General features: G+C 35.1%; 21 protein-coding genes and 1 pseudogene. 7 read left to right on the top strand and 15 right to left on the bottom strand.

Annotated features, from left to right (window positions below; genetic code table 11):
• Positions 1–151: 151 nt before the first annotated feature.
• Positions 152–1,036 (bottom strand): LysR family transcriptional regulator, encoded by an 885-nt coding sequence (locus FJQ98_RS11310; protein ID WP_053596910.1) that lies wholly within the window; start codon positions 1,034–1,036, stop codon positions 152–154.
• A gap of 134 nt (positions 1,037–1,170) precedes the next feature.
• Here FJQ98_RS11310 and FJQ98_RS11305 point away from each other — a divergent pair, with 134 nt between their 5' ends.
• Positions 1,171–2,184 carry an alpha/beta fold hydrolase gene (locus tag FJQ98_RS11305; protein WP_053596909.1) on the top strand — a complete coding sequence of 338 codons (1,014 nt, stop codon included), beginning with the start codon at positions 1,171–1,173 and terminating at the stop codon, positions 2,182–2,184.
• 766 nt (positions 2,185–2,950) lie between these two features.
• Here FJQ98_RS11305 and FJQ98_RS11300 read toward each other — a convergent pair.
• The 5 genes from FJQ98_RS11300 to FJQ98_RS11280 form a co-directional block, all read right to left on the bottom strand.
• On the bottom strand, positions 2,951–4,345 hold the full coding sequence (locus FJQ98_RS11300; RefSeq protein ID WP_241774640.1) for an alpha/beta hydrolase family protein: 1,395 nt from the start codon (positions 4,343–4,345) through the stop codon (positions 2,951–2,953).
• A 76-nt stretch (positions 4,346–4,421) separates the two neighbouring features.
• A complete protein-coding gene (locus FJQ98_RS11295; protein WP_053596907.1) occupies positions 4,422–5,477 on the bottom strand; it encodes a serine hydrolase domain-containing protein in 1,056 nt (351 codons plus the stop codon).
• 155 nt (positions 5,478–5,632) lie between these two features.
• On the bottom strand, positions 5,633–6,433 hold the full coding sequence (locus tag FJQ98_RS11290; RefSeq protein WP_075807349.1) for a MerR family transcriptional regulator: 801 nt from the start codon (positions 6,431–6,433) through the stop codon (positions 5,633–5,635).
• Positions 6,434–6,476: 43 nt separating this feature from the next.
• Positions 6,477–6,989 (bottom strand): GNAT family N-acetyltransferase, encoded by a 513-nt coding sequence (locus FJQ98_RS11285; RefSeq protein WP_425492686.1) that lies wholly within the window; start codon positions 6,987–6,989, stop codon positions 6,477–6,479.
• A gap of 410 nt (positions 6,990–7,399) precedes the next feature.
• Positions 7,400–7,939 carry a GNAT family N-acetyltransferase gene (locus FJQ98_RS11280; protein WP_053596904.1) on the bottom strand — a complete coding sequence of 180 codons (540 nt, stop codon included), beginning with the start codon at positions 7,937–7,939 and terminating at the stop codon, positions 7,400–7,402.
• A 328-nt stretch (positions 7,940–8,267) separates the two neighbouring features.
• Between FJQ98_RS11280 and FJQ98_RS11275 the strand changes: the two genes are divergently transcribed.
• Complete coding sequence (locus FJQ98_RS11275) at positions 8,268–9,470, top strand: macrolide family glycosyltransferase (RefSeq protein ID WP_053596903.1); 1,203 nt, start codon at positions 8,268–8,270, stop codon at positions 9,468–9,470.
• 120 nt (positions 9,471–9,590) lie between these two features.
• Here the strand turns inward: FJQ98_RS11275 and FJQ98_RS11270 are convergent, their stop codons facing one another.
• Positions 9,591–11,249, bottom strand: a complete 1,659-nt coding sequence (locus FJQ98_RS11270) for a M20/M25/M40 family metallo-hydrolase (RefSeq protein WP_053596902.1) — start codon at positions 11,247–11,249, stop codon at positions 9,591–9,593.
• A 206-nt stretch (positions 11,250–11,455) separates the two neighbouring features.
• Between FJQ98_RS11270 and FJQ98_RS11265 the strand changes: the two genes are divergently transcribed.
• From FJQ98_RS11265 to catA, 4 genes are all read left to right on the top strand, one after another.
• The gene (locus tag FJQ98_RS11265) at positions 11,456–12,085 is read left to right on the top strand and encodes a TetR/AcrR family transcriptional regulator (RefSeq protein ID WP_053596901.1); all 630 of its coding nucleotides are present in this window, start codon (positions 11,456–11,458) and stop codon (positions 12,083–12,085) included.
• Between the two features lie 288 nt (positions 12,086–12,373).
• Complete coding sequence (locus FJQ98_RS11260) at positions 12,374–13,462, top strand: helix-turn-helix transcriptional regulator (RefSeq protein WP_053596900.1); 1,089 nt, start codon at positions 12,374–12,376, stop codon at positions 13,460–13,462.
• A gap of 201 nt (positions 13,463–13,663) precedes the next feature.
• On the top strand, positions 13,664–14,185 hold the full coding sequence (locus FJQ98_RS11255) for a GrpB family protein (RefSeq protein WP_053596899.1): 522 nt from the start codon (positions 13,664–13,666) through the stop codon (positions 14,183–14,185).
• Between the two features lie 192 nt (positions 14,186–14,377).
• On the top strand, positions 14,378–15,031 hold the full coding sequence (gene catA, locus FJQ98_RS11250; RefSeq protein WP_053596898.1) for a type A chloramphenicol O-acetyltransferase: 654 nt from the start codon (positions 14,378–14,380) through the stop codon (positions 15,029–15,031).
• 369 nt (positions 15,032–15,400) lie between these two features.
• Here catA and ant(9) read toward each other — a convergent pair.
• The 8 genes and pseudogenes from ant(9) to FJQ98_RS11210 all read right to left on the bottom strand — a co-directional run bounded on the left by ant(9) (position 15,401) and on the right by FJQ98_RS11210 (position 22,316).
• Positions 15,401–16,202: pseudogene (ant(9), locus tag FJQ98_RS11245) on the bottom strand (aminoglycoside nucleotidyltransferase ANT(9)).
• Between the two features lie 217 nt (positions 16,203–16,419).
• A complete protein-coding gene (locus tag FJQ98_RS11240) occupies positions 16,420–17,514 on the bottom strand; it encodes a DUF418 domain-containing protein (protein WP_053596897.1) in 1,095 nt (364 codons plus the stop codon).
• A gap of 513 nt (positions 17,515–18,027) precedes the next feature.
• A complete protein-coding gene (locus FJQ98_RS11235) occupies positions 18,028–18,600 on the bottom strand; it encodes an NAD(P)H-dependent oxidoreductase (protein WP_053596896.1) in 573 nt (190 codons plus the stop codon).
• Between the two features lie 90 nt (positions 18,601–18,690).
• Complete coding sequence (locus tag FJQ98_RS11230; RefSeq protein ID WP_053596895.1) at positions 18,691–19,017, bottom strand: ArsR/SmtB family transcription factor; 327 nt, start codon at positions 19,015–19,017, stop codon at positions 18,691–18,693.
• A gap of 91 nt (positions 19,018–19,108) precedes the next feature.
• Positions 19,109–19,594, bottom strand: a complete 486-nt coding sequence (locus tag FJQ98_RS11225) for a DedA family protein (RefSeq protein ID WP_053596894.1) — start codon at positions 19,592–19,594, stop codon at positions 19,109–19,111.
• 268 nt (positions 19,595–19,862) lie between these two features.
• Positions 19,863–20,585, bottom strand: coding sequence for an SDR family NAD(P)-dependent oxidoreductase (locus tag FJQ98_RS11220; RefSeq protein ID WP_053596893.1), 723 nt, complete (start codon positions 20,583–20,585; stop codon positions 19,863–19,865).
• 282 nt (positions 20,586–20,867) lie between these two features.
• Entirely contained in the window at positions 20,868–21,602 is a 735-nt protein-coding gene (locus FJQ98_RS11215; protein ID WP_053596892.1) for a DUF2087 domain-containing protein, read from the bottom strand.
• 144 nt (positions 21,603–21,746) lie between these two features.
• Entirely contained in the window at positions 21,747–22,316 is a 570-nt protein-coding gene (locus tag FJQ98_RS11210) for a TetR/AcrR family transcriptional regulator (protein WP_053596891.1), read from the bottom strand.
• 156 nt (positions 22,317–22,472) lie between these two features.
• On the opposite strand from FJQ98_RS11210, the gene FJQ98_RS11205 reads away from it, so the two are divergent.
• Positions 22,473–23,888: an MDR family MFS transporter gene (locus FJQ98_RS11205; RefSeq protein WP_053596890.1), complete on the top strand. Its 1,416-nt coding sequence runs from the start codon at positions 22,473–22,475 to the stop codon at positions 23,886–23,888.
• Positions 23,889–24,007: the final 119 nt, after the last annotated feature.

Here is a 24,007-nt window from a genome sequence, read left to right as displayed (position 1 = left end):
GCCTACACACTTCCGAAAAAAGGTCGATTCAAGGTTTTAAATGAACCTCGATTCGACCTTTCCCTCTTCTATCCGATTTAACTATGGTGCGGTGGCATGAATCGTTTGCGCTCGTACATTCGGAGATATTAAATATGCTATTAACTGGACTCTATTTTAGTACACTTCTTGCCAATTCGATAAAGACACTCATCGATGGTGAAATCCATTTCTCTTGATGCCACAGCATTTGAGTAGCAAATCGTATTTCAGATAAATCCCAAGGTAAAGCGATCAGCTCTCCCCGCTCCATCTCTCCCTTTATCGCCATTTCAGGTAGTAAAGCAATGCCAAGCCCAACCATTGTGCATTGTTTAATAGCCTCTACACTATTAAACTCCAGCTCGGTCAAGCTATCGGCCCCTTTTCTCAATAACGTGCGATAGAAGAAAGTCCAATAAGAGCAACCCTTTTCACTTAATAGAATTTGCTCTCTGTTAAAATCTTCGATACTTAATGTAGAGCGTGTAGCTAATGGATGTTCAGGTGAAACTACCATAAGAAAAGGTTCGTCCAATAAAATCTCTGTATGAAGATCCGTAGATATGACAGGTTCATCCAGCATAAAGACCACATCAACATTTCCTTCTCTCAGACTCTGTTTCAAATTGTCACTAGACAAGGGCCTAAATAAAAGACGAACGTGCGGATATCGTTCACGAAAAAGCCGGAGCAATGCGGGTAACCGATATGTACAGAGCACTTCGTCTGCACCGATTATCACCGTGCCAGTTAATTCTCCGCTCTGACTTGAGACATACCGAGCCTCCTCTACATCATTTAAAATTTTGTTGGCATAGGGCAACAGCTGCTGGCCTGCATCTGTTAATACAACACTCTTGCCCAATCGATCCAATAGCTTAACTCCCAATTCTTCTTCTAAAGCCTTGATTTGCATGGTTACAGTAGACGGAACATAGTTCAATACTTCGGCAGTGCGGCTAAAACTGCGAGTGGAAGCAAGCGTCCAAAATGTTTTAAGTTGGCGGATTTCCAATGAGACAGCACCTCTTCATTCAAAAAAATTGAACGTTATAGTCAAAAACGTTTCGTTGATTTGATGGTAGCAGTATCGTAGAGTAAAAATCAAGCTTCAACACCAAATCTTGTATAACTAAGGAGAATCGAATGATGAAAGATTACGAAATTTATTCACTGGGAGATGTCATACTGCAATCGGGTCAAAAGCTTCCTCAAGCCTTTCTTGCCTATAAAACCTATGGAACTTTAAATTCTGCCAAGTCCAATGCGATTGTCTATCCTACCTGGTTCGCTGGCCAGCACACCGATAATGAGTGGTTAATTGGACCTGGTAAAGCGCTTGACCCAGACAAGTATTTTATTATTGTGCCAAATATGCTTGGGAATGGTCTATCTTCTTCCCCAAGCAATACACCAGCCCCTTTTGACAGAGCAAATTTCCCGCTCATTACGATTTATGATAATGTTCAGCTACAACATCGGCTAGTAACCGAGAAATTTGGTATTAAGAAAATTGCTCTAGTCGTTGGGTGGTCACTTGGAGCACTGCAAACCTTTCAATGGGGAACAAGTTATCCTGAGATGGTCGAGCGGATTGCCCCGTTTGGCGGAACAGCAAAAACCAGACCACATGCTCAAGTTGTTTTTGAAGGGCTTATCGCAGCATTGCAAGCGGACTCTAATTGGAAGGAAGGCTTCTATGACAGTCAGCCTGTAGCAGGACTTGCCGCGATGGGACGCGCCTATGCTCCTTGGGGATTTTCTCAGGCTTATTATTTAGAGCAACTCTATCAGTCGGAGGGATATTCAACATTAAAGGCATATCTGGAAGACTATTGGGATCAAGTGTTTCTTTCTTTTGATGCCAACGATTTGATTGCTATGCTCCGTACAGGAATCAATGGAGATATTAGCGCCACCCCCGAAGACAACAGAAATTTTGAACAGGCATTAAACAAGATCACGGCTCATGCTCTTGTTATGCCAGGATCGACTGATCTGTTCTTCCCTCCTGAGGATAATGCATATGAAGTAAAACATATGCCTAATGTTTGTTTTCAACCTATCGAATCCAAATGGGGACATTGCTTTGGAATCGGACAAAACGAACAGGATTCACTTGAGATAGACAACTATCTGAAACAATTTTTGCAGTTGGGATGAGTATTTTTACGTATTCTAGTAACAGGGAAGTAAACTGAAACTTTAATCAGTGGGGGTTTGCTTCTTCCTCCACTGATAATTAGTCTTCACCAATCGGGCTTTTATGGGCAGTTCATCTCTCGCCTAAACTTCTTGCTTTCTCTGAATTTTGAGGTTGGAGTCTTATATCTGACGCTTCGCTTTCGGTACTGATAAATGACTACCAATTAATGTGGGATAAAACGAAAGACATAAATCCAGCATCATAGTTTGCAACAGCGACCACCGTGCCATTCAGGTATCAAGTTCACATCGTTTCATCGGCTTCATCCATTCTCTTATACGCTCCCTATATTGATCCCATTATGATTGTATAAGGTTATGATAATCAAAAAAAGCTGGATATAGGTTTAAAGTGTACACTTTCTAGTCGAGAAGGGATTTTATAATCCTGGAGAAGAGGAATTTATCGCTAACTATTATATGAGGTAGTACGGTTATAGTATTATATTAATGAAGCCTGAATCATTAAAACAAATAATCCAGGATAAAGTAGAAAACCTTTTCAAACACTATCAAAAACTATAAATCAGCATCGTTAGGAGTTAACTCTCAATTTTAATGAACAAATGATTTTGCTCTTTTCTTCTAAAAAAACGATAGATGTACAGAGAAGATTAGGAGAAAACCGAAATCAGTTTTCCCCTCTTTTTTATTTAAAACCCGGCTATGCTTCATCATCAATCTTCCACCCGAGACTAATGCGCTCAGGCTATCCATTTTTACATCAATTAGTTTGTAAAGTAAATTCGGGGTGATCACCAACGGTTTGCTCTAATAACTTCAATGGCTGTTTTTTTAAATAGTGATTGAAGAAATCTAGTGAGTAATCGTTAATAAGGTGATGAGCGCTTCGTATATCGACTCCCTCTATCTTTTCATATAACGGTAAAAACAAGTAAAAATCAGAAAAACCCATATGCGTCATATTTTTAATTTGAAGCCAATAATTTTTATGACGTTCAGCATCCGCATCCTTCGATAAAGTTGCCTCTATAAGTCCGGCGAAGTCCTCAGTACCTGCGCCTTCATCGGCAGTCATGACCATAAAGGGTTTCTTCAACTCGCCCGCGGAAACTGGACGTTTGCCATATGGAAAACCATCCATATTAATAGCTGCTTTTATTCTAGAATCCCTCATTACCATCTGAGTAGCTGTTGCTCCACCGAATGAATGACCAAACACACCTATATTTTGCATATCCATTCGACCTGTAAAACGATGGTCTGGATCAGCTTTGGCCAACTTTTCTACTTGATCCAGTACAAATTTTGCGTCTTCCACCCAAACTTCATTAGCTTCATTCCAATAAGTAACTGAATCCGAATCTTGCGGTACATAATTAGCTACTCGTCCATCTGGAAAAATAGAAACTATGCTACTGTAAGTGTGATCTATACTTACGACAATATATCCATGACTAACTAATTGTTCAATCTGAAATGTGTTCTGGTTTTTTTGCCCATTAAACCCATGTGAAAAGACAAGAACAGGATACGAAGATTCCTGATTGGATATCATCGCATTCTCAATGGCATTTGTTTTGACATAGCCAAGAGTTGTAAATAAAAATTTGGGTAGATCCATCACTTTACTGTACGCCTCGGCAAATACATCCCCATCAGAGTGGTACTTAACCTTCTCACCTTCAGCCGTGGCATCAGCAGGATACCAAATTTGTACCATTAACTCTCGCTTGTCGCCAGATTCGGGTGTCAGCGTTTCCTCCCGCTGATGATCCTGCCAATCATAGGTTACTGTACCAATTTTGTACGGACCTGTGGGCTTCTCAAAGGTGAACACTGGAAATATAATTGGTAGAGCCACTGCTACGGCAGAATAAATCACAGTTAGCGCTGATAGCATAATCAGCTTTGCAGCGGATGTCTTGTTGGCTAGTCCCTCATCAGGCTTGGATTTCAATCTGATAGCGAGCATTACTAGTGGGACTACTGTCATCGTATAGGCAGGAATCATTTGCCAACGCACACCCTCAATAACCACATGTAGCAATGTAAAGATGGCAGAGATACCAAAACCAATAAGCAACTGACGCTGCGATTTGTTCTTAGCGAACATGAACCAAACTAATAGAAAAATATTGAAAGCAATTAGTAACATTTCAAAAATCCTCATAATTCTATAACCGCTCTCCTTACGATTGCCATTCGCTGAATTCTTTAAAGAAGTTCAATATTCAATCTTTATTTTTTGCGCTTTTTCCTAAAATAATTTCCACCATTTTGATAGCATATTCTTCACTATCAAAATCATCATAATTACTTAATACTGCAATCGTTAAATGGTCTTCAAGGAAGCGCATAAAGTGTGCAGTGTAACTAACCCAGAGCCCTGAATGTTCCAAGTAGTGACAATCAAAGTCTTCACCAATAGACAAGCCAAAAGCATAGTCTTCATTATCAATAATTAGCTCACCAGCTGGAGTAGTTTTTGGTCCTACCTCTCCCATTCTTGTAACAAGCTCTTTCCCACCTACAGTACCTGTAGCGAAGTTTTGTCCCCATTTTACTAAGTCCTCAACAGTTGTATGGACCGCTCCATCTCCAGTATGTTCCCAAAGGCTTTCAAAAACTTCATATGCCTCTTGCTCATTCTTCGTGTAACCACGAGCAACCGGAGTATCTGTAGGATAACAATCAACGATCGTTGTGTCGTTCATATTTAAAGGCTTAAAAATACGCTCCTTCGAAAATTCGCGAAGAGATTTTCCACTAGCTTTTTCAACTACTATAGATAATAAAAAATATCCTGTATTACTATACTCATATTTTGTTCCGGCTGGAAAATCTGCAACTGGATGATTGGCAAGATGCTCAAGTGATTTTTCAACAGGTAAACTTTCCGAATATAAAATCCCCTCTTTTTCAGCTAATTCAATATAATCTACTAATCCACCAGTATGATGAATTAAATGCCTTAAAGTCACAGGCTCAGCATATACACCTAGAGAAGGTACATATTTTAATATTGAATCGTCTAGACTCAGTTTCCCTTCTTGTTCTAATAATAAAATGGCGAATGCTGTGAATTGTTTAGAGCTGGATGCGATATTAAAAACGGTTTTTGTTGTGATCGGCAGTTTTTTCTCTATCGAATCCAAACCAATGGCCTCTTTATAAGTAGCGCCATCATCGAAACTCGCCATATAAGCACACCCTGGTCCATCTGGTGAGAGGTTTTTAAATAATTGTTGAATCGCTGCATCTGTTGTTTGATTGTATGTACTATTCATTTAGTTCCACCTCATTTAGAATCTGATAAATTTTTCCCATAAAGGGTTATGGCCCTATTATAAAGCTTCACATTGTGTGAACCTCAAGTCTTTTCCGTATATACGCAAACAAACTTCTTCATCACGTCTATCCAAAACAAAGGCTATCCTTCAAATTAGCGTTTTTTTATAGCAATACTAACTTCAGTGACATACTCATCTCTATATAATGTAATAAACTCATCTGTATAATATTTTTCTATAAAAGGCCCATCTAAACGATATCCATTTGAATGAGCCCAGTCATACAAGGCACTATAAGCATAACTAATACTGTCATAATTACCTATATGTATGGTATAGATATAATTTGTTTCCTCAAAATATTTTATTCTAGTATCATTTGCTTCCTCTTCTAATACTATTGGTTGACATACTTCTACATCATATCGAGAATTATCTCCCTCCTCCATTGAATGAAAAATCGCAAGGTGTTTGCTTTTTAAAATTAGATTCAATTGATTTACGGATATAAGAAGTTGATCTATTAACAATTCCAAGGCATTTTCATCGACAACCTTTCTTAAACATAGAGCATGAAATGGTTTCCTTACACCACAAAACACGTCATAGGCATTTACCCTTTTTATCATATTTTTCGGTTCAATATAGGTTTTCATTTCCTCGATAACACGGTAATATTCAATTGTTTTTTCATACAATTCAGCAATCTTCTGTTCATATTTGCCTTTGATTGATGTGGCATCCATTTCCATCACATTTTTTATTTCATCAATGGAGAAATGGTATTTACGCAATAATTTTATTTTATTAGCTATGGCAATATCCTCGTTCGTATAATATCGATAACCGTTCGTTTCATCTTTTTTTGGCTTTAATAAACCTTTCTCATCGTAATACCTTAACATTCTTTGGGATACTTTATTTCTCCTCGAAAATTCCCCGATTTTATACAACAATAACACCTCTTTTGATTGAACCGTTTAGCTCAATAAAATGTTAACCCTTAACCTTATACACATTTGAATATAGAATTTCTCTGTAAAGGGCAAACTCTCCATCCGTTAAAAGTTGAGGGTAGCTCATGATTTTAAGTGGTAAATCGTCCTGCCCTTTCTGAAGAGGAGGCTGTACATAGTCGAAAGGATTGAGACGAAAACCCAATCGCTCATAAAAGCCTATTCTCCGTTGCGCCAATTCCGTGTCAGGATACTCCACCTCCAAAAGAATGGGCTTTTTTGACTCTTCGATATACGTGGCCATTATTTTTCCACCTATGCCACTTCCACGCATGATCGGATCGACAGCAATATGCTCCACAAATCGGAACAAAGGAAATTCCCATGCCGCTAAAAAAGCTTCAATTTGGTTGTTGTTATCCGTTTCCGTAATGAAACGGTAATGTGGATCGGTCAGCAACTCCTTCTGTCCCGCATATGTTCTCCGCTCACTTTCTGGAAATGATGCCTCCATAAGTGCAAAAATTTTATCAAACTCTCTTTCGTTCATCATCACATTTCTCCTTTGTTAGATGCTTATCACGATAAATATCGTCTCACCAATAGGATGCATTATTCCACATATTTGATTTATGTAAAAGGGATAGACCTATGTAATAAATGAGATTACAACACAAAAATTTAAAAGAAATAACTACTAGATAAAAGAAATTATAAAGCTTCTCAACGTGTGAACCTCAAGTCTTTACCTATGAAATAATGAAAACAGTCCTGATCGTTTGCTATTTCATAAACCTTTCCCTATCATAAATTACATCTAAAATTAGCAATAAAGAGGACAGTTAAAGCCATATTTCAGTATAAAAATAAAAATCTTGCTACACTTATTTATGCAACAAGACTTTTTAAAGTTGTCTCATCTTAAATTAATAAGTCTATGCTTTCAAATGAATAACCCTTAGCTTAATAAAGATATCCTAATAAATCGACCTTGCCATTTTCCCATTTGATATTGCCCACTTCTTTAATCATTAGTTCATTCATTTTTTCATGTCCTATTCCGTAAGTCGTTTGATTTTCATCGTCGATTTTGAACCATGTACACTCATTATTAACAGACTTGAATCCTGCATTTAAGTACAATTTTTTGTTATCTGCAAACAAGAGTAAAAAATCAACTGACTTCCCTTCACAGAAATCATCTATATTAGAGAGTATTAATGAACCTATTCCCTGTGACCGCTTCATTTTTGATACACATAAGTCAATTATGCCAAGAACCCTTATAGGTTTCCCGTTTAAATTCATTACTCTATAATCCAAGCCCACTTGACCAACAAGTTCATTTTTGTCATCAATAGCTATGAACCTAAAATGCGGTAATTGCTTAAAGTAAATCCTGTCTTTTGGATATTCATCTGTAAAACACTCTACTAATAACTGCTGTAACTCGGTTCTCAATTGGCCATTAATTTCATATTCAAAAATTTTTTCAATTTGCAATTCAGTTTCTCCTTATTAGTTTGTCTTAGGAATTAACACTAAATTTGTTCTGAATAAATCTGACTGATAGTTCAATTTCTTTAATCAAGGCAAGAATTCCTCTATAGTTTTAGAGAATGTCTTTGCTCAATACCGTTATTTAATGAGTATATATTTTCTTCTCTTACTATTTTTTACCATAAACATAGACTATTCATCTTAAAAAAATAAATAACTTGCACTTGCTAAAAGAACTCACGGTGTTTTAACATAGTGAAGCAATGAATACGGGACAGTAACCCTTACTCTTACACAACCTAGAAAACATCTTACCTAAGGAGTGATAGAATTGGCACGTGTTTTATTTATTAATGGTGGATCAGAAGGACATATCAATCCAACTATTGGCGTTGTACAGGAGCTCATTTCGCGAGGAGAAGAGGTCGTGTACTTTACAATAGAAGCTTTTCGAGAGCGTTTTGAGAAAACAGGAGCGACTGTGCGCACATTTGATGGTCAAAAATTTATAAAAGCTTTTATCTCAGGTGGAAGAAATCATTTGCTCGAAAGGGTCAATGGACTTTTACTTACTGCAGATGTCGTCATACCAAGCGTACTTGAACAGATTAAAGGAGAGCATTTTGATTACATCATCCACGATTCTATGTTTGGTTGTGGGCATTTACTTGCCAAAATCCTGAAGCTTCCAGCAATCAATTCATGTACATCTTTCGCAGAGACTAAACAATCATTTGATCAAACATTAGAGCATCTTTCACAAAATGTCCCAACTGAAGATTTAACAAGGATCAATAATGATTTTCTAAACCTGACGACAAAAATCAAAGAAAAATATGGTGTTGAAATCAATTCTCCGTATGAAGTTTTCTGTAACCCGGCACCACTGACAATCGTTTATACAACTAGAGAATTTCAACCTTCTGGAGAAGCTTTTGACCAATCCTATAATTTTGTAGGCCCGTCTATTTCTTCACGATTAACGCAAGAAGACTTCGACCTTACTGCATTCAAAGGAAAAAACCCTATCTACATTTCACTCGGTACTGTTTTAAATCAAGCCATTGATTTCTATAAGCTTTGTATAAAGGCATTTGAGAATACTGAGCATACCGTTGTCATGTCTATCGGGGAACAAACCCAACTTGATGCATTAGGAGAGATTCCTGAAAACTTCATTGTGAAAAATTATGTTCCACAAACAGAATTGCTAAAATACACCAAACTATTTATCACACATGGTGGAATGAACAGTACCAATGAAGCTCTCTATTACGGGGTTCCGCTAATCGTAACTCCACTCAGTGCGGATCAGCCAATAATTGCTGAACAAGTTACCAATATCGGAGCAGGTATTCAATTACAAATACAAGGTTTGACGGCAAATCAACTACATGAAGCTGCCAATCATGTGTTAAACAACTCTTCCATCCATAAAGCTGTAGCAAACATTAGAGAATCCTTCCTAACATCAGGTGGGTATCACAAAGCTGTTGATGAAATTTTCAAATTTAAAAGTCAATACGATTTTTAAAAGCTTCCATGTTCAGCTATTTTGCACGTTCTTAATATATATTTGTTCTCTATGAATAGACAAAGGAAAGGAGAAAATGAAGATGAAGTCACTTTTCTCCTTTTTTATCTAAAAACTCTGCTATACCTCCTCTTCGGCCATTAACCAACTCACAATTGCAACTATTGGGAATGTAATGATGGCCGTTAAAATAGCTATTATAGGGGCTATACTAATAGTTTGTGCAACATATATCAAATACATAATTGGCGCAAGTAATAACATACTTGGAACTGTCCAGCCTGCAACTGCTACGTAATGATACAAAGCCTTCGCCCATTTTACTTTTAATAGGATTGGTAAAATCAACAGTAAGCTAATGATTACTGGAATCGTAAATGCGTAACTAATACCTTTGAACGTAAAACTAGTGATCACAGCTAATACAATCCATAAAACTTGCGTACTCATGGCAAAATTCGTAGAACCACATTTTTTCGAAATCCACTTCGCAAAAAAGAAACAAAACACAATAGTGAGTAAGACCATCAACGTAAGAATCAACGGATCATAAGTACCAAATATAACCATACTATCTTCATCTATTCTAGCGTTAAATACAATTGTTAAAAGACGAATTAGAAGGAAATAGAAAATAAAAATGGAAACAAGACTACCAATCATCGCTAATAAACTAAGAGCAAACCCTTTAATATGTGTCACTTTCTTTTTAAAGCTGAAGAAGAATATCGTAACTGTTAAGACAAGTAAAACAATCATCAATGGGATGACTAACTTTTCGGAATACACGATTAATGTTTTTTTCATTAATGGGAAATAAATCGCATTCCCTTTACTTTCTTCTATAGCTTGAAACTCTTTTGGGTCCATCATCATATACTTTTTCACTAAAGGAAGAGCATAATCACCAAAGTGACGAATCGTTTCCTCATCACTATTTCCTACATGATCTATCGCTGCGTGATATGCCTCTAAACCACCCATATTTGCAAAGTTATACCCTATTTTTTTTGTCACTTTTAATTCGGTAAAATCTGTATCATTCGGCATCTTTTTATACATTTCTGTAGCAAATGAGTATGCCACTGGGTATGGAACAATCTGTTTATACAATTGCACCATTTTTAAATCATTTGAACTCGTTTCAAACAACATTGGTACTCCTGTATTGCCTCTTGCTTCGAAATTAATCATCACGCGTATTTGGTCTAAAATATCTTTTCGATCTAGAAAAGCACTCGCTCCGATTAAACCTTGCTCCTCACCGTCTGTTAAAACAAAATAGATTGTATTTTTAGGTGCCGGCATTTGTTTTAATGCTCTGGCTGTCTCCATAATTGTGACGACGCCGTAACCATCATCTGATGCTCCAGGAGTTTCTATTTCAGAATCATAATGAGCTGTTAATAAAATCGCATTATCATCACCGGATGTCCCTTGGATTTTTGCAATAATATTTTCAACATTCTCTGCACCTATTTCTGAAGCATACTCCCCACCACTAATATCCTTAACTGGCTTCGTTTGAATTTCAACAGGCACATCTATATTTTGAAAGTGTTTAACAATATAATCTCTTACCTTTTTATTCGCTGGCGAGCCTATTGGATGTGGTTCCTTAGCTACTTCTTTTAAATAATTAAGAGCTCGATCCGATGAAAAATCCTTTTCTGTTTCCCCCACTTCTTGTTGAGAAGGACTTAAAAATTGACTAAAGCTTATAAAAAACGTTAACAAACCTAGTAAGATTGCAAAAAAAAGCAATTTTCTTTTTTTCATCTTTTTCTCTCCTCGTATCTTTTACTAAAACTAAGTTTGATAAAATCCCTGATATTTCTACCAAACCTCTAAAAAAATAATTGGTTCACCAAAAACTAACCGAACGGTCAAGTAAATTGTACTCAAAACTAACCAATCGGTCAACAAATTTAATTTGTGATATAATGATTAAAAATGAGACAACCACTCTCTTAGGAGGTACGTTCATGATAGATGGTAGGGAAAAAAAGGGAAATAAAACAAAAGAGGCATTACTGAATGCTACTATTTCTTTAATTGCAGAAAACGGGATAGAGGCGCTAAGCGCTAGCAGCATTGCAAAGAAGGCTAATGTCAGTAAAGCAAGTGTATTTCATCACTTCGGTTCTATGGAGACTATCCAACAAGAAGCTTTTATTTTTTCTGATGTATTAATGAATGAAGCATTAGAACAAATTTATAATAAATCTAAAGAAACAGATTCTTTTTCTGATATTATGCTAAAATATTTTCTTTTTTTTATTGATGAAAATAATAAAAAATACTTGAATCTGATTAATGTTCAAATGCAATTTGTGGTGAAATCTTCATACGATCAAGAGTTTGATGATCTTATCTTCAATCAAGACCGAGAAAAAACACCGTTTGATTTATTTGAGCTTTTATTAAATGATTTTTATGGTGATCAATTAACCCCTTCTGACATTGAACTAATAAATGATTTAATCGTAACTTATTTAAATGGATTTGCTACTTTTTTGATCTCGGTGGAAGACACAGAATGGCTCATTTCATTATGGAAAGAACAAATTAAAATGACCGAAATCTATATTCAATCACTTCTAGACAAGAAATAATTCAAAGGCCAATATTCAAAAAAAACTAGAATCTATCACTCATTGAAACAAGCATTGTGTATAAAAAAAGTGAAGTTTCAACCTTTGCTAATTTAATCTTTTGTCGACAAACTGACGAATCTATTAATACATATATTGATAGATTCGTTCTTTATTTAGTTTCAATATTCTTGATATTACATCATGTCCACTTTAACGTTGACTCAAGCTCGGTTCATTCAAAAAACACAACGAATATCAAAACCCCTTTTCATTCTTCACTATAATTAATATTAGGAGTGATACATGATGAACAACATGATTCAAGATATGATTAATTGGATTGAAGAGCATCTGTTTGAGGGTTTTTCTCTGAAGAATCTAAGTGAAGCAATGGGCTATTCTTCTTACTATTGTTCCTTTAAATTTCATCAAATAACGGGCATTAGCATCAAACGATATATGACCCTTAGAAAAACCTATCTTTCTTCAATCTCTCTTACAGAAACAGATGAAAGGATCATTGAGATAGCAATAAAACATGGCTATTCATCCCAAGAAGCATTTTCCAGAGCTTTTAAGGAGATATTCGGCGTAAGCCCCAATGCCTTTCGTTTATGTCCTGAACCATTGCAATCATATGTAAAACTCACTATGAATGAAGCGAGGGATTATTATATGGACATTTCAAAAAAATTAAAAATTGAAGATTTACAAAATCGTCTGGATGAGTCTTTTGATCACGAAGTATTGAATATTTTAAATGGACAAATGATGTATGAAGAATTCAGTTCTCAACAATTAATGGGAAAAAGCGATTACGCACCTTTTAATGAAGCGATGTGTGTACACGACACCATTAAAACCATTTTTAGCGACTCATTCAAACAGGTTCGAGCGACAGGACATGAAATCTCATTAGCAGAATATGAAGCAATTACAGTTGCACCACTTGAAAAGACCTTATTTTCAAAAGAATATCAATGTATCGTTCTTTGGTTTGGAGAAGATATGTTTTGTCAGATGAATTTAATAACCGTGTTAGCGTATTTAGAACAAATATCATTCAAAGGAACGATTTACTATCATGCGGTGAGAGAGCAAACATATGATGTGAAAGAAACTGACATAACTTTAGGTAACTATTATGATATATATGAAGCAGTGTTAGTAGACCACCGCATGCCAGATGTAGAATTGATGCCTGTGATGTATCAAGGAATCAAATTGTATTTAGAACTTTTGCAAAACGACAACGAAATTACAAAATATATTCAAACACATCAACATCTATCTCACCATGAAATCGTACGAAATCTACTACACCTCTTCCCTCAGTATGGTTTAGGGGATTCTCAATATTTAGAATTAATTAAAGCAACGCAAATTAAAGATTGAGCGTTGCTTTCCTCCCCTTTAGAGTGATGAAGAGTTGCTATCAAACTCTTAACCGTTCATTTCAACACCACGAAAAAACGAATCATCTGCTTTGTAGTTATTTTCAAATAGCACAATTGACAATGCATTAGATTTTTTATTATCTTTAATAATATATAAAATTTGTCAAGTAACATGAAAACAAAGAATGGAGTGTATTGAATGAAGCTTATAAAAGTTGTAGATTATAACCACAATTGGAGCAGCGACTATCAAAAAGAAGAACATTCTATTAGGGCTATTCTTCAAGAAGAATTAGTAAATAGTTTTCATATTGGAAGTACATCGGTTCCGGGTCTAAAAGCAAAACCAATTATTGATATTTTACTAGTAGTCCAAGATATTAATAAATTGGATTCATTTTCTAAGCAATTTCAAGAGATTGGATACGAAGTCAAGGGCGAATTCGGGATAACTGGAAGAAGATATTTCCGTAAAGGTGGCGATCATCGCACACACCAAATTCACGCTTTTCAATATAACAACATTGAAGAAATAGAAAGACATTTAGCATTTAGAGATTATCTTCGAGAGTATCCCGAAGTTTGCAGGCAGTATGGGGAATTAAAGAGTCAGCTTGCCGAAAAGTATCCAAATGATATGAATGGCTATTGCGACGGGAAAGATGATTTTGTCAAAAGTGTTGAAAAAGATGCTATTAAATGGCATTGGACTGTCCGTTAATAGTAATGTTCATTTAATGGCTGTCCTTGAAAGCCCACTTTACTATATAATAAGGATTTAGAATATTGAGTAACAAAAAATGGGATATAATTTTTTATCAGACAATATCATAAACGAGGGTGTAATGAATGAAAAAAACAGTGAAAATTGCCTCCTAAATAAAAATTAATACTATTTAGGAGGCAAATAATAATGATTTTCAATAAAATTGATCGAAAGAACTGGCATCGACACGAGTATTTCGAGCATTATATTACCCAACAAACAACATTTAGTATGACGTCAGAAATAGATATTAGCATTCTTTATAAAAACATAAAAGATAATAATTTTAAGTTTTATCCAGCGTTCATTTATATGGTGACAAAAGCTGTCAATACTAATATTGTATTTAGAACGGGTTTTAATAGCCAAGCTGAATTAGGTTATTGGGAAAAATTAAATCCAAGTTACACGATTTTTAATGAGGAATCAGAGACATTTTCGAGCATTTGGACAGAAACATCGGATAATTTTAAACAGTTCCATCAGAATTACGAAAGTGATTTAAAGAAATATAACGGTAGGATACGTTTATTTCCGAAATCCCCTATTCCTGAAAATATTTTTCACCTATCAATGATTCCATGGAGTTCATTTACTGGTTTTAACCTCAACATTAATAATGGAGGTAATTACCTTTTACCGATTATCACTGCAGGTAAATTTGTGCAGAAGGAAAATGCTATTTATCTTCCTGTTTCTTTACAAATGCACCACGCTGTATGTGATGGTTATCATGCAAGCTTATTCATGAATTCCCTTCAGAGTTTTGCCGATGAATCCCATGATTGGTTATTAGATTGAATATTTCTCAGTAATTCTCAAAAATGCGTTCCTGCTTATTGTAGGTTTGGAATAAAGTTTGATTAAAATCACCTCTCAAGCCTACATTTTACGATAAATAAATAAAAAGAATCTGTTTTGAAAAAAGTTTGATCAAAATGGATTCTTTTTTTGTGAAGTATTGTTCAATTTTTATAAAAAAGTTTGATTATTTTCTACTGTTGATCTTCAACAAACGCGCTCTTCAACGGAATAAAATTTCAGTTAAGTGAAAGGTGGTTTCATTCGTTCATTAAAACAACTTTCCCTTTATTTCTGTTTGAGGATTCTGCAATATCTCATTAATGATATATAGTTCTAGAAAATGTGTACAAAATTTCCATTGTATTGTTATCGCTTTTCCTGGGTCTGGCTAAGACAAGATTCTATAGAGTTTTTCATATGATTAACGAGTGCTGTCACCTCGGAATCCAGCCCTTCCCACTTATCAACATATTCTCCTCGATAGGCTTTTCTGGCTAAGTTGAGTAAAGTCGAATATTCTTTGGGCAACCGAGGTAAAGCCCATTTTGCAGCCACATCTTTTGGAGAAATTTCACTGATAGACACTGTCTGCCACATTCGAGCTAGGGTTAAAATTACATTACGCTCATCACCTTTGATACCCTCAATCACCCCAGGCAAAGACTCCTTAATCGCTCTTCGAATATCTGTCATCGGAATGGGGTCAAGTATATCTGAAGCATCAGGTCCAAATAGAGAAATGCTATTCTTTCTCGCTTGTGCTAGAACAATAGCCAAATCAGGGTCATTAGTTGGTTCCTGAATTTGTCCTTTCTCAAACTCACTCCTGAGCCACTCACCATAGGTAAATTCATTTCTTGGTGGATATAGCCAAGGTACAACATCGCTATGGTTTATAACCGTGACTTCAAGTGGTCTCACAGAATCTGTATTTCCTATCTTTCCAGATATAAGCTTTAGTCGGTCTTGTTAGTTTTTTTCGAGTTACTTCAAGTAAACTATGATTCACGACCACTAAGACATCTACATCACTGTTAATGCGTAAGCCACCATTTACTGCAGAACCAAATAGATATACCCCGACTATCGAACTTCCAAGCAACTCCTCTACGATTTTTAATGCTTGCATCGCTTGTTTTGGTATTTTTTCGTTACTCAAATCGCTCATCAACTACAAACTCCTCTCCTCTGATTTTGTTCGCATAATGTACGTTCATATTGGTTTCATTGGTATTCAATTAAATGACCGATTACTGAACAAAAGAAACATTTTTTACAGAACATTTTATCAAACTTTATTTCAAAACCACACTTATTAACACTTATTACAGAAACGCTTTTATAATCTCCCTTTTGTAATAAAATTCACTTCCACTATTACATTATTAATTTGTTATTTTTCTCATAACCCATTCAATGGGCCCTCTTTTAAATTTTCTACTCCATAAAGCAGAAAATAAAATACTCGCTACGAAAAACAATACAGTAAATATTAGTGAAAATGCTAGCGTTTGGTTTTCTAATCTATTTAATATTGTTAATATGCTAACACCTATGAATACATGGCTTACATAATGAGTTAATGTTAATTGTCCTGTTTGTATAAGTAATTTTGTCAACCAATGGCTAGCGAACTTTTCTGCTATATAAATAGAAGCAACGATGACAATTATCGCTGAAGCGGAATTTGATAAGATATAGAAGATGTTTGGTGGAATTGGCCCAGTATGAAACAGATATTCTGCACTGTTTACATCTAATACCGACAGAGATAGTAGCATTAATACTTTTGAAAGTACCTCTATTGTTATTAGTAAAAATAAAGAAATAAACAACATTTTGTTTCTTACAGCTTTCTTCAATAAATCAAGTCTGCCAAGGATCATTCCAAGAAAAAAGAAACATACCCAAGGGAATACTGGATGATACCCATTAAACAAAAGATTTCTTATAAAGCCTTCTATTGTCCAAAAATCAAGATATTCCATAAATGGTTGTTCAGGATGCCATCCTTTCAAATAATTCATTGTCACTTGTAAGATTTGCGAGGTTATTAAAAAAAGACTAGATATGATGATCATGAACTTTGTAGAAGCTACTATTAGAAATGATGCAATCAGCATATAAACACCATAATAATGGAGGATATCTCCAGTCCAATCTGCCACATATAAAAGTAAACCTAGAATAAAGAGAAAAGCGGAACGTTTCCTTAAACTCATCCTATTTTCTTTTATATAAGAAAGGTCACCGCTATTTCTAGCTTTTCTTGTCATCAAAGCAACTCCGATACCTGCCAGCGTAACAAAAGTGGCAGACGCTCTTCCTTCAAAAAGTCCAGTAAACCATATAAGCCAATCCGGCCCATTTCCTACCGCTCCCATTATAATTTTAAAGTTAACTATAAGCATTCCAAACATAGCCAAGGCTCTAGCGAAATCAAGCCCTTCAATACGCTTAGATTGTAACTGTTTGGTCATAAATGTTCCTCCTTAAATACACTATTAATCGCTTCCTTTCATACTTCTCTAAAATCTAATAAACTATGAAAAAAATTTCATTCTCCTGCCCTTCCCTGATTAAACAAGCCTCAGTTTTATATTTAACAGTAAAAGTAAATTTTGATGTAATGTAAAAAAGCTGTATCATTCATTTTTCGTTTTTTTACCGACCGGTAAGTAAATAATAATTAATTCTTTTAACAAAATCAAGCAATTTGTATTACTCTTTTTTGAAAGCGCTAGATTTAGGTTTTATGTAAAACATCAAATTTGAATGGTTACGTGGACAACCCTATCGAGCAGACCTTTACCACTAAAGCAGAAAGTGAAAAAATATCCGAGTAAGCAGGCATCCATTGTTAGGACACATGTTCACTTGGATACTCCTGAAGTAGTAAGATGAATTTGAAAAGATTAAAGAGATAGTCTGCAGCTGACATTCACAATCCTGTAACTTAAGCCAATTTCTAAATCTCCCCCTATTAAGTTATCCTATAGTTTAGCTGGTAATGAATTTAAAAATTTCACCCGGTTTTCATTCTTACCTAGAGGTACATAGCCACAGTGTAACCATTGAATGTTTTTCATGCCTACAGCTTTCAATGTAGCTTTAATAAACGTTTTTTTGATACCATTTCCGCCAATAAATTGAATATACCATTTAGGAGCTTGGCCGGTTGTGATCACTTTTACCGATTGGATATTCGTTAGCAACCCTTTCATTGAACCATTCTTATTTTCAATATAAGCAAAATCTTTAAGCAGTACTTTATCTAGAAATCCTTTTAAAATAGCTGGGACATTATACCACCAAACTGGGAATATAAAAATCACCTCATTACTAGACTTTAACATTGACTGATACTTACCCACTAAATCATTTCCATACTGACCTCTTGAATATAATTTCAATTCACTAGCGTGATAGGTTGGATCAAATTCATCTTGGTACAAATCAATAATTTGATACTGTTGATTTCTTTCCTTAAATGTTTCTACTACTTTAGATAAAATTGCATGATTATAACTTCCATCCCATGGATGAACATATACGATTGTTTTCATATTTTTCTCCTTTAGCTTTTAAAATAAGGTGGTTTTCAAATATGCAATAGTGCACACACTTGCACATATAGAACAGAAAAACTCACAATGTTAGCAATTATTTAAGAGTTTTTCTAATTGATCAGTCGTCATTTTAAATTTATCAAATATCATTTGGCTATTTACTTCGTAATAAATATTTCGGCCTATTTTCGTTTTGGAAACAATTTCAAACCTAAACATTAAATCTAAATGTCTTGAAATAACCGATCGATCCTGAGGGAGATTTTCAGCAATTTCAGTTATATTTTTCGCTCCATAAACAGCTAAATATCTAATAATTTCAATTCTAACAGGGTCAAATAATGTTTTATAAAAGTCAAAATCAATCGCATTATTTATTTCATTTGAACATTGAAGTTCTTCATCTCTGTTCATATTTGTCTCACCACCTGTAACACATGATATATGCATGAGTATGCACACGTCAAGTGTAAAGATTAAGAAAGCAGATTTAAATTATTTGTATTTAAAAAGTTACACCAACAAAATACCCAATAGAAATAAAAATTAATACCCATGTCAAAGCTCCAAAACAAGCAAAAGCAAGGTAATACCTAAACTTCATCTGGGTTATTCCAGAAATGTAACTTGTCAGATGCCTTATTCCTGGAACATAGTATCCTATAATGATTGTCCATGGTCCAAAACGTTGAAACCAACGTTCCACTTTAGTAAACCGCTTATTATTTAGGCCAACCCATTTTCCATATTTTAATATAATAGGTTTCCCCAATTTATTACCAATTAAATAACTAATAATCATACCCGTAGATGAGCCAAGAAAACTTAAGATTATACTCAACGTAAAGCTTAAATTCCCCTCTTGACACATATATCCGATAAACATCATTAAAATCTCATCAGGAATAGGTAATCCTATTATTCCTAAAGATAAGAGTAAAAATATAGCAAGATACCCATATTGACTTATAAAATCGTTCATGAATTCCATGAATAAGTTTCTCCTTTTTTAAACGGTTCTTGTTGAACTACACATAGATGCTCGTTAGTTGTAACCCGCGTGCCTAGCATCTATATAAGCTCCTATCATTCCAGACTCAATTACAATCAATATGGTATTTTGTGGATTTTTATTAATAATGATATATAAATTGGAGCCAAAAATCATTGTAACCAATTTGACGGTGCTGGCCTATATTAAAAAGCTCGCATTTTGAAAAAGAATAATCCAAATGCGAGCTGTATTTTTTTATACTGAATTATGCATTCATATCTGTAATAGCTGGAATATTAATTTCCTTTACGCATGAAACAGGCGATAAATTAATCACACATTGGACAATGGCAACAATATCTTGTACAGGAATGCGTGTACCTTCATACAACATAATTGCCTTTTCAGCCCCTTCTTCATATGGTACTTCAGCAGCTAACTCTCCTGGATTAATACATGTTACAGAGATTTTATCTTTCCTAACATGCTCACGTAAAGCATTTGTAATACCACGTAAGCCAAATTTAGATGTGACAAACGAAACTTGTACATTATTCGTATGATCTAAACCTGCTGTCGAACCAATCAATATAATTTTTCCGTTCTTCGCCTGTCTCAAATTAGGTAAAAGCGCCTGAATATATGTAATTGTTGAAGTTAAATTAATATTAATTAAGTTTGCAATATCCCCAACTTCATCGTTATCAAACGTATAGTCATCTTCAAAACCACGCTTTTCCCAAACACCGACATTGTAAATTAATACATCAATCGCAATGTCTTTTAAAGCTTCTTTTAAAGTAGGAATATGTTGCTGACTAGTTAAATCAATTGTCAGCCATTTACGATTTACGCCATCATCTATATCTAAACTGCTTGGTCGTGTGCGAGATACTAGCCACACTGTATCCCCTTTGGTCGGCAAGCCCTTTACAAATGCATCACCTAGACCTTGGCTTGCCCCAAATATAATAAAGTTCCTACTCATCCAATCATCCTTTCTATTTTACTACAACCTAGTATAGTTAATCAGAAAATTAATAACAACTAAAGTGATTTGGCGCATCACCATAACGTGTGGTAGATTTCCGTTCCGACCGGGAGCTTTGTTGCTGTCGCTTCGCTTTCGCACAGAGCAAAGCTTCCTGGGGGCGTTCGATGAACCGCTTCACTCGCGAGGCTCGCTATTAACTTTCGGTTATAAGACCGTTATTTCAAAAAAATAAATTTAATAGACATTTACTATTTGAATCTTTCGAAAAGGTCTGTTTTAAACTTCTTTCACCCAATAAGTTATACAATCGTCACTTCGATCTAGAAAACCATATTCAATTAAGTATCTTCTAATTGAAACATAATCGATATATATAGGCTTTAAAATAGCATTTACTTCTTTTTCGCTATATTTACGCCCTACCGCAAACTTCGTGACAATATGTTGCAGTAAAATTATTTTTCGTTTTTCCTTACTCGGAAAGCTTTCAATAGGACCATCTAAGCCATTTTTAAAATACGTTGCTAGTACTTTTTCTTTCTCTTCTACTGTAATCGCATAACGCTCATCCACCTGTGTTGCCCCCTTATGAATTGGTTCATATACTTTTGTTGTTTCTAAAGCTTGCATAATTGCCAGAAAAACTTTTGCTTGTTTTTCTTTTTCTTTCAATTTAAATCGATGTTGTCGAATTGTTGAAATGCTATTTGCAGAAGTGCTATTAACAATTTCCTTATCTGGCGCCCCTGTTGCAAATAGCTTTAGCAATTCGGTTTGGATATCTGATAGCCCTGTATCCTTCTTATCTAATTGAAGTAACGCTTCAAACACAGAGATATGTTCATTTTCGATATGGCGTTGTATAGCTTTTTTAGCCGTAAAAAAACGATCATTTATTTTGAATACTTCTTCGGCATCAAATGATTCTTTACAAAATATACATTCATATGCATCGCCTGCTTTTACATACCCCTTCGATAATTCCTCTATTGTCAAATCACTTACATTCACAAACAAAACCCCTCTTTGTTTATTATTTAATAAACAACATACAATAAGTTTATTCATTTGTAAACAACAGCAACTTTTGTTTATATAAAAAAGAAGAATCCATTTTGAAGTTATTAATCAATAATAGATTCCACTTTAGTAGATTTAAAGTATTTCATTCTTTTTTTCTTCAACATCAAAAATATTGCCATTCACTAATGTATGAAAATATTCATCTAGCTGCTCTAAGCTTACTAGATTCGGATTTTTACGCCACCATTCACTTAAAGCAACCATTGTAGCCACATGAAATTCAGCTAACAAATCATGCGGAATATCTATGGTTTTAGAATGTTGGATAAATTTTAATGAGTCTTTTTTTAATAACCGCATAGAGTAAGTCGTCATACAATCAAAGAAAAGTTCATCACCTTGTTGTGCAGAAACTAACTTATGCGTCTCTGAGTCTTCAAAAAATTCATCGGACCAATAAAATGGTTGTAAAATTCTTTTGTCCAATGGAATTTCCCAATATCCCTCCATAATTTCATTTAGTCCGTACTCTAGCAATTTAAATTTATCATCGAAATGCTTATAAAACGTGGAACGATGAACCATTGCCTTTTCGCAAATTTGATCGACTGTCAATTTAGAAAACAATATCTTTTTTTCCGTCATGAGATCAAACAGGGCTTTCCATAACAATTGCATGGAGCGACGTTTCCTCAAATCCATCCGCATTCACCTTCTTTTTTAATCAATTTCTCCAACATTTATTCGATTTTGTCTCCTAACTACCCAAAGTAAAAATATTGAATATATTTTACTGTGAAAAATATTTCTATAATTGAAACGCATCAACAACATTTGTACGAAAGGAAGGAACACAACATGAACTTACATTTACAAAATGTAAAACGAACACCAATCATGGTCGCCCTTATGACGGGGGCATTCGTAGCAACATTAAACGAAACATTGCTAGGCAATGCCTTGCCTGTGCTAATGAATGAATTCCAGGTCGGGGCAACTACAATACAATGGCTAACTGCGGCTTACCTGCTCGTCGTTGGCGCACTTATTCCTGTAACAGCTTTAATTCAACAATGGTTTACTACAAGACAACTATTTTTCATTTCTATGATTACCTTTTTAATTGGCACGATTGTCGCTGCATTAGCACCTACTTTTATGCTGCTACTAGTTGGTCGAGTGGTTCAAGCCATTGGTACGGGATTAATCATTCCACTACTGATGAATACGTTGTTAATGATTTACCCTGCTGAAAAACGAGGTTCCATTATGGGCATACTCTTTTTAATATTTACATTTGCCCCTGCTATTGGACCTACACTTTCAGGAATTGTAATAGAAGCATTGGATTGGCGCTGGCTATTTTATATCGTTATTCCTATTACACTTCTTTCCTTTATTATAGGGTATTTTTATCTTGTCAATGTAACAGAGCTCACAAAATCCAAAGTTGATATTCTTTCCATTATTTTATCGACATTAGGTTTTGGAGGTGTAGTGTATGGTTTTAGTGCTACAGGCAACGGTGGTTGGTCTGACCCGCAAGTTTATTGGCCAATTGTTATTGGTAGCCTGGCATTAATCTTATTCGTAGTTCGCCAACTGCGTATTTCAAACCCCATTTTGGAATTACGTACATTCAAGTTTCCGATGTTCTCTCTCTCGATTATTCTATTAATTATTGTAATGATGTCGATGTTTGCAACAACCACCCTACTACCAATGTTTATGCAAAGCGTGTTGCTAGTAACAGCTTTTCAGTCAGGTCTCACTATGCTACCCGGAAGTGTCGTCAACGGATTAATGTCGCCTATTACAGGAAAACTATTTGATAGATTTGGCGCTAGAATCATTATTATTCCAGGTCTATTGATCGTCAGTATTGCGTTGTATCTCTTTACCAGATTTACACTTGAATCGACGACCTTGCAAATCACTATAACTCATTGCTTGTTAATGATAGGAGTGGCGCTCGTTCTTGTTCCCGTCCAAACATATGGTCTGAATCAAATTACGTCGGAATACTATCCACATGGATCTGCCATTTTTAGTACATTGCAGCAAGTTGCCGGAGCGATTGGCACATCCTTGTTTATCGCTACTATGTCAGCGCGGTCCCGTAGTCATTTGGCACAGTCTACTGATTCAAATGATGTAACTCAACAATTAACAGCATCTGTTGCAGGTTATAGCGACACGTTCATGTTAGGCTTTATCATTTCTATCATTGCCGTAGTAGTGTCTCTGTTTATTAGAAAAAAACAAGTAAATTGATCTCTTTTCTTTATCAAGGACTGCTTTGAGAAATCTCAGAGTAGTCTTTAACCATACAACTAAAACACTTAAGAAATTTTAGTTCATTGCCGCTCTTAACATTCATACCATATTAATAT

It is taken from the genome of Lysinibacillus agricola (genome assembly GCF_016638705.1).
Classification (GTDB): Bacteria; Bacillota; Bacilli; order Bacillales_A; family Planococcaceae; genus Lysinibacillus; species Lysinibacillus agricola.
The sequence above is the reverse complement of the archived record's forward strand: the minus strand, read 5'-3'. Positions and strand labels throughout refer to the sequence as shown.

Coding starts and splice junctions, on each gene's coding strand:
- FJQ98_RS11305 (WP_053596909.1), top strand. CDS start 1,171: ATGAAAGATTACGAAATTTATTCACTGGGAGATGTCATACTGCAATCG.
- FJQ98_RS11300 (WP_241774640.1), bottom strand. CDS start 4,345: ATGTTACTAATTGCTTTCAATATTTTTCTATTAGTTTGGTTCATGTTC.
- FJQ98_RS11295 (WP_053596907.1), bottom strand. CDS start 5,477: ATGAATAGTACATACAATCAAACAACAGATGCAGCGATTCAACAATTA.
- FJQ98_RS11285 (WP_425492686.1), bottom strand. CDS start 6,989: ATGATGAACGAAAGAGAGTTTGATAAAATTTTTGCACTTATGGAGGCA.
- FJQ98_RS11270 (WP_053596902.1), bottom strand. CDS start 11,249: ATGAAAAAAAGAAAATTGCTTTTTTTTGCAATCTTACTAGGTTTGTTA.
- FJQ98_RS11265 (WP_053596901.1), top strand. CDS start 11,456: ATGATAGATGGTAGGGAAAAAAAGGGAAATAAAACAAAAGAGGCATTA.
- FJQ98_RS11260 (WP_053596900.1), top strand. CDS start 12,374: ATGAACAACATGATTCAAGATATGATTAATTGGATTGAAGAGCATCTG.
- FJQ98_RS11255 (WP_053596899.1), top strand. CDS start 13,664: ATGAAGCTTATAAAAGTTGTAGATTATAACCACAATTGGAGCAGCGAC.
- catA (WP_053596898.1), top strand. CDS start 14,378: ATGATTTTCAATAAAATTGATCGAAAGAACTGGCATCGACACGAGTAT.
- FJQ98_RS11240 (WP_053596897.1), bottom strand. CDS start 17,514: ATGACCAAACAGTTACAATCTAAGCGTATTGAAGGGCTTGATTTCGCT.
- FJQ98_RS11235 (WP_053596896.1), bottom strand. CDS start 18,600: ATGAAAACAATCGTATATGTTCATCCATGGGATGGAAGTTATAATCAT.
- FJQ98_RS11230 (WP_053596895.1), bottom strand. CDS start 19,017: ATGAACAGAGATGAAGAACTTCAATGTTCAAATGAAATAAATAATGCG.
- FJQ98_RS11225 (WP_053596894.1), bottom strand. CDS start 19,594: ATGGAATTCATGAACGATTTTATAAGTCAATATGGGTATCTTGCTATA.
- FJQ98_RS11220 (WP_053596893.1), bottom strand. CDS start 20,585: ATGAGTAGGAACTTTATTATATTTGGGGCAAGCCAAGGTCTAGGTGAT.
- FJQ98_RS11210 (WP_053596891.1), bottom strand. CDS start 22,316: ATGGATTTGAGGAAACGTCGCTCCATGCAATTGTTATGGAAAGCCCTG.
- FJQ98_RS11205 (WP_053596890.1), top strand. CDS start 22,473: ATGAACTTACATTTACAAAATGTAAAACGAACACCAATCATGGTCGCC.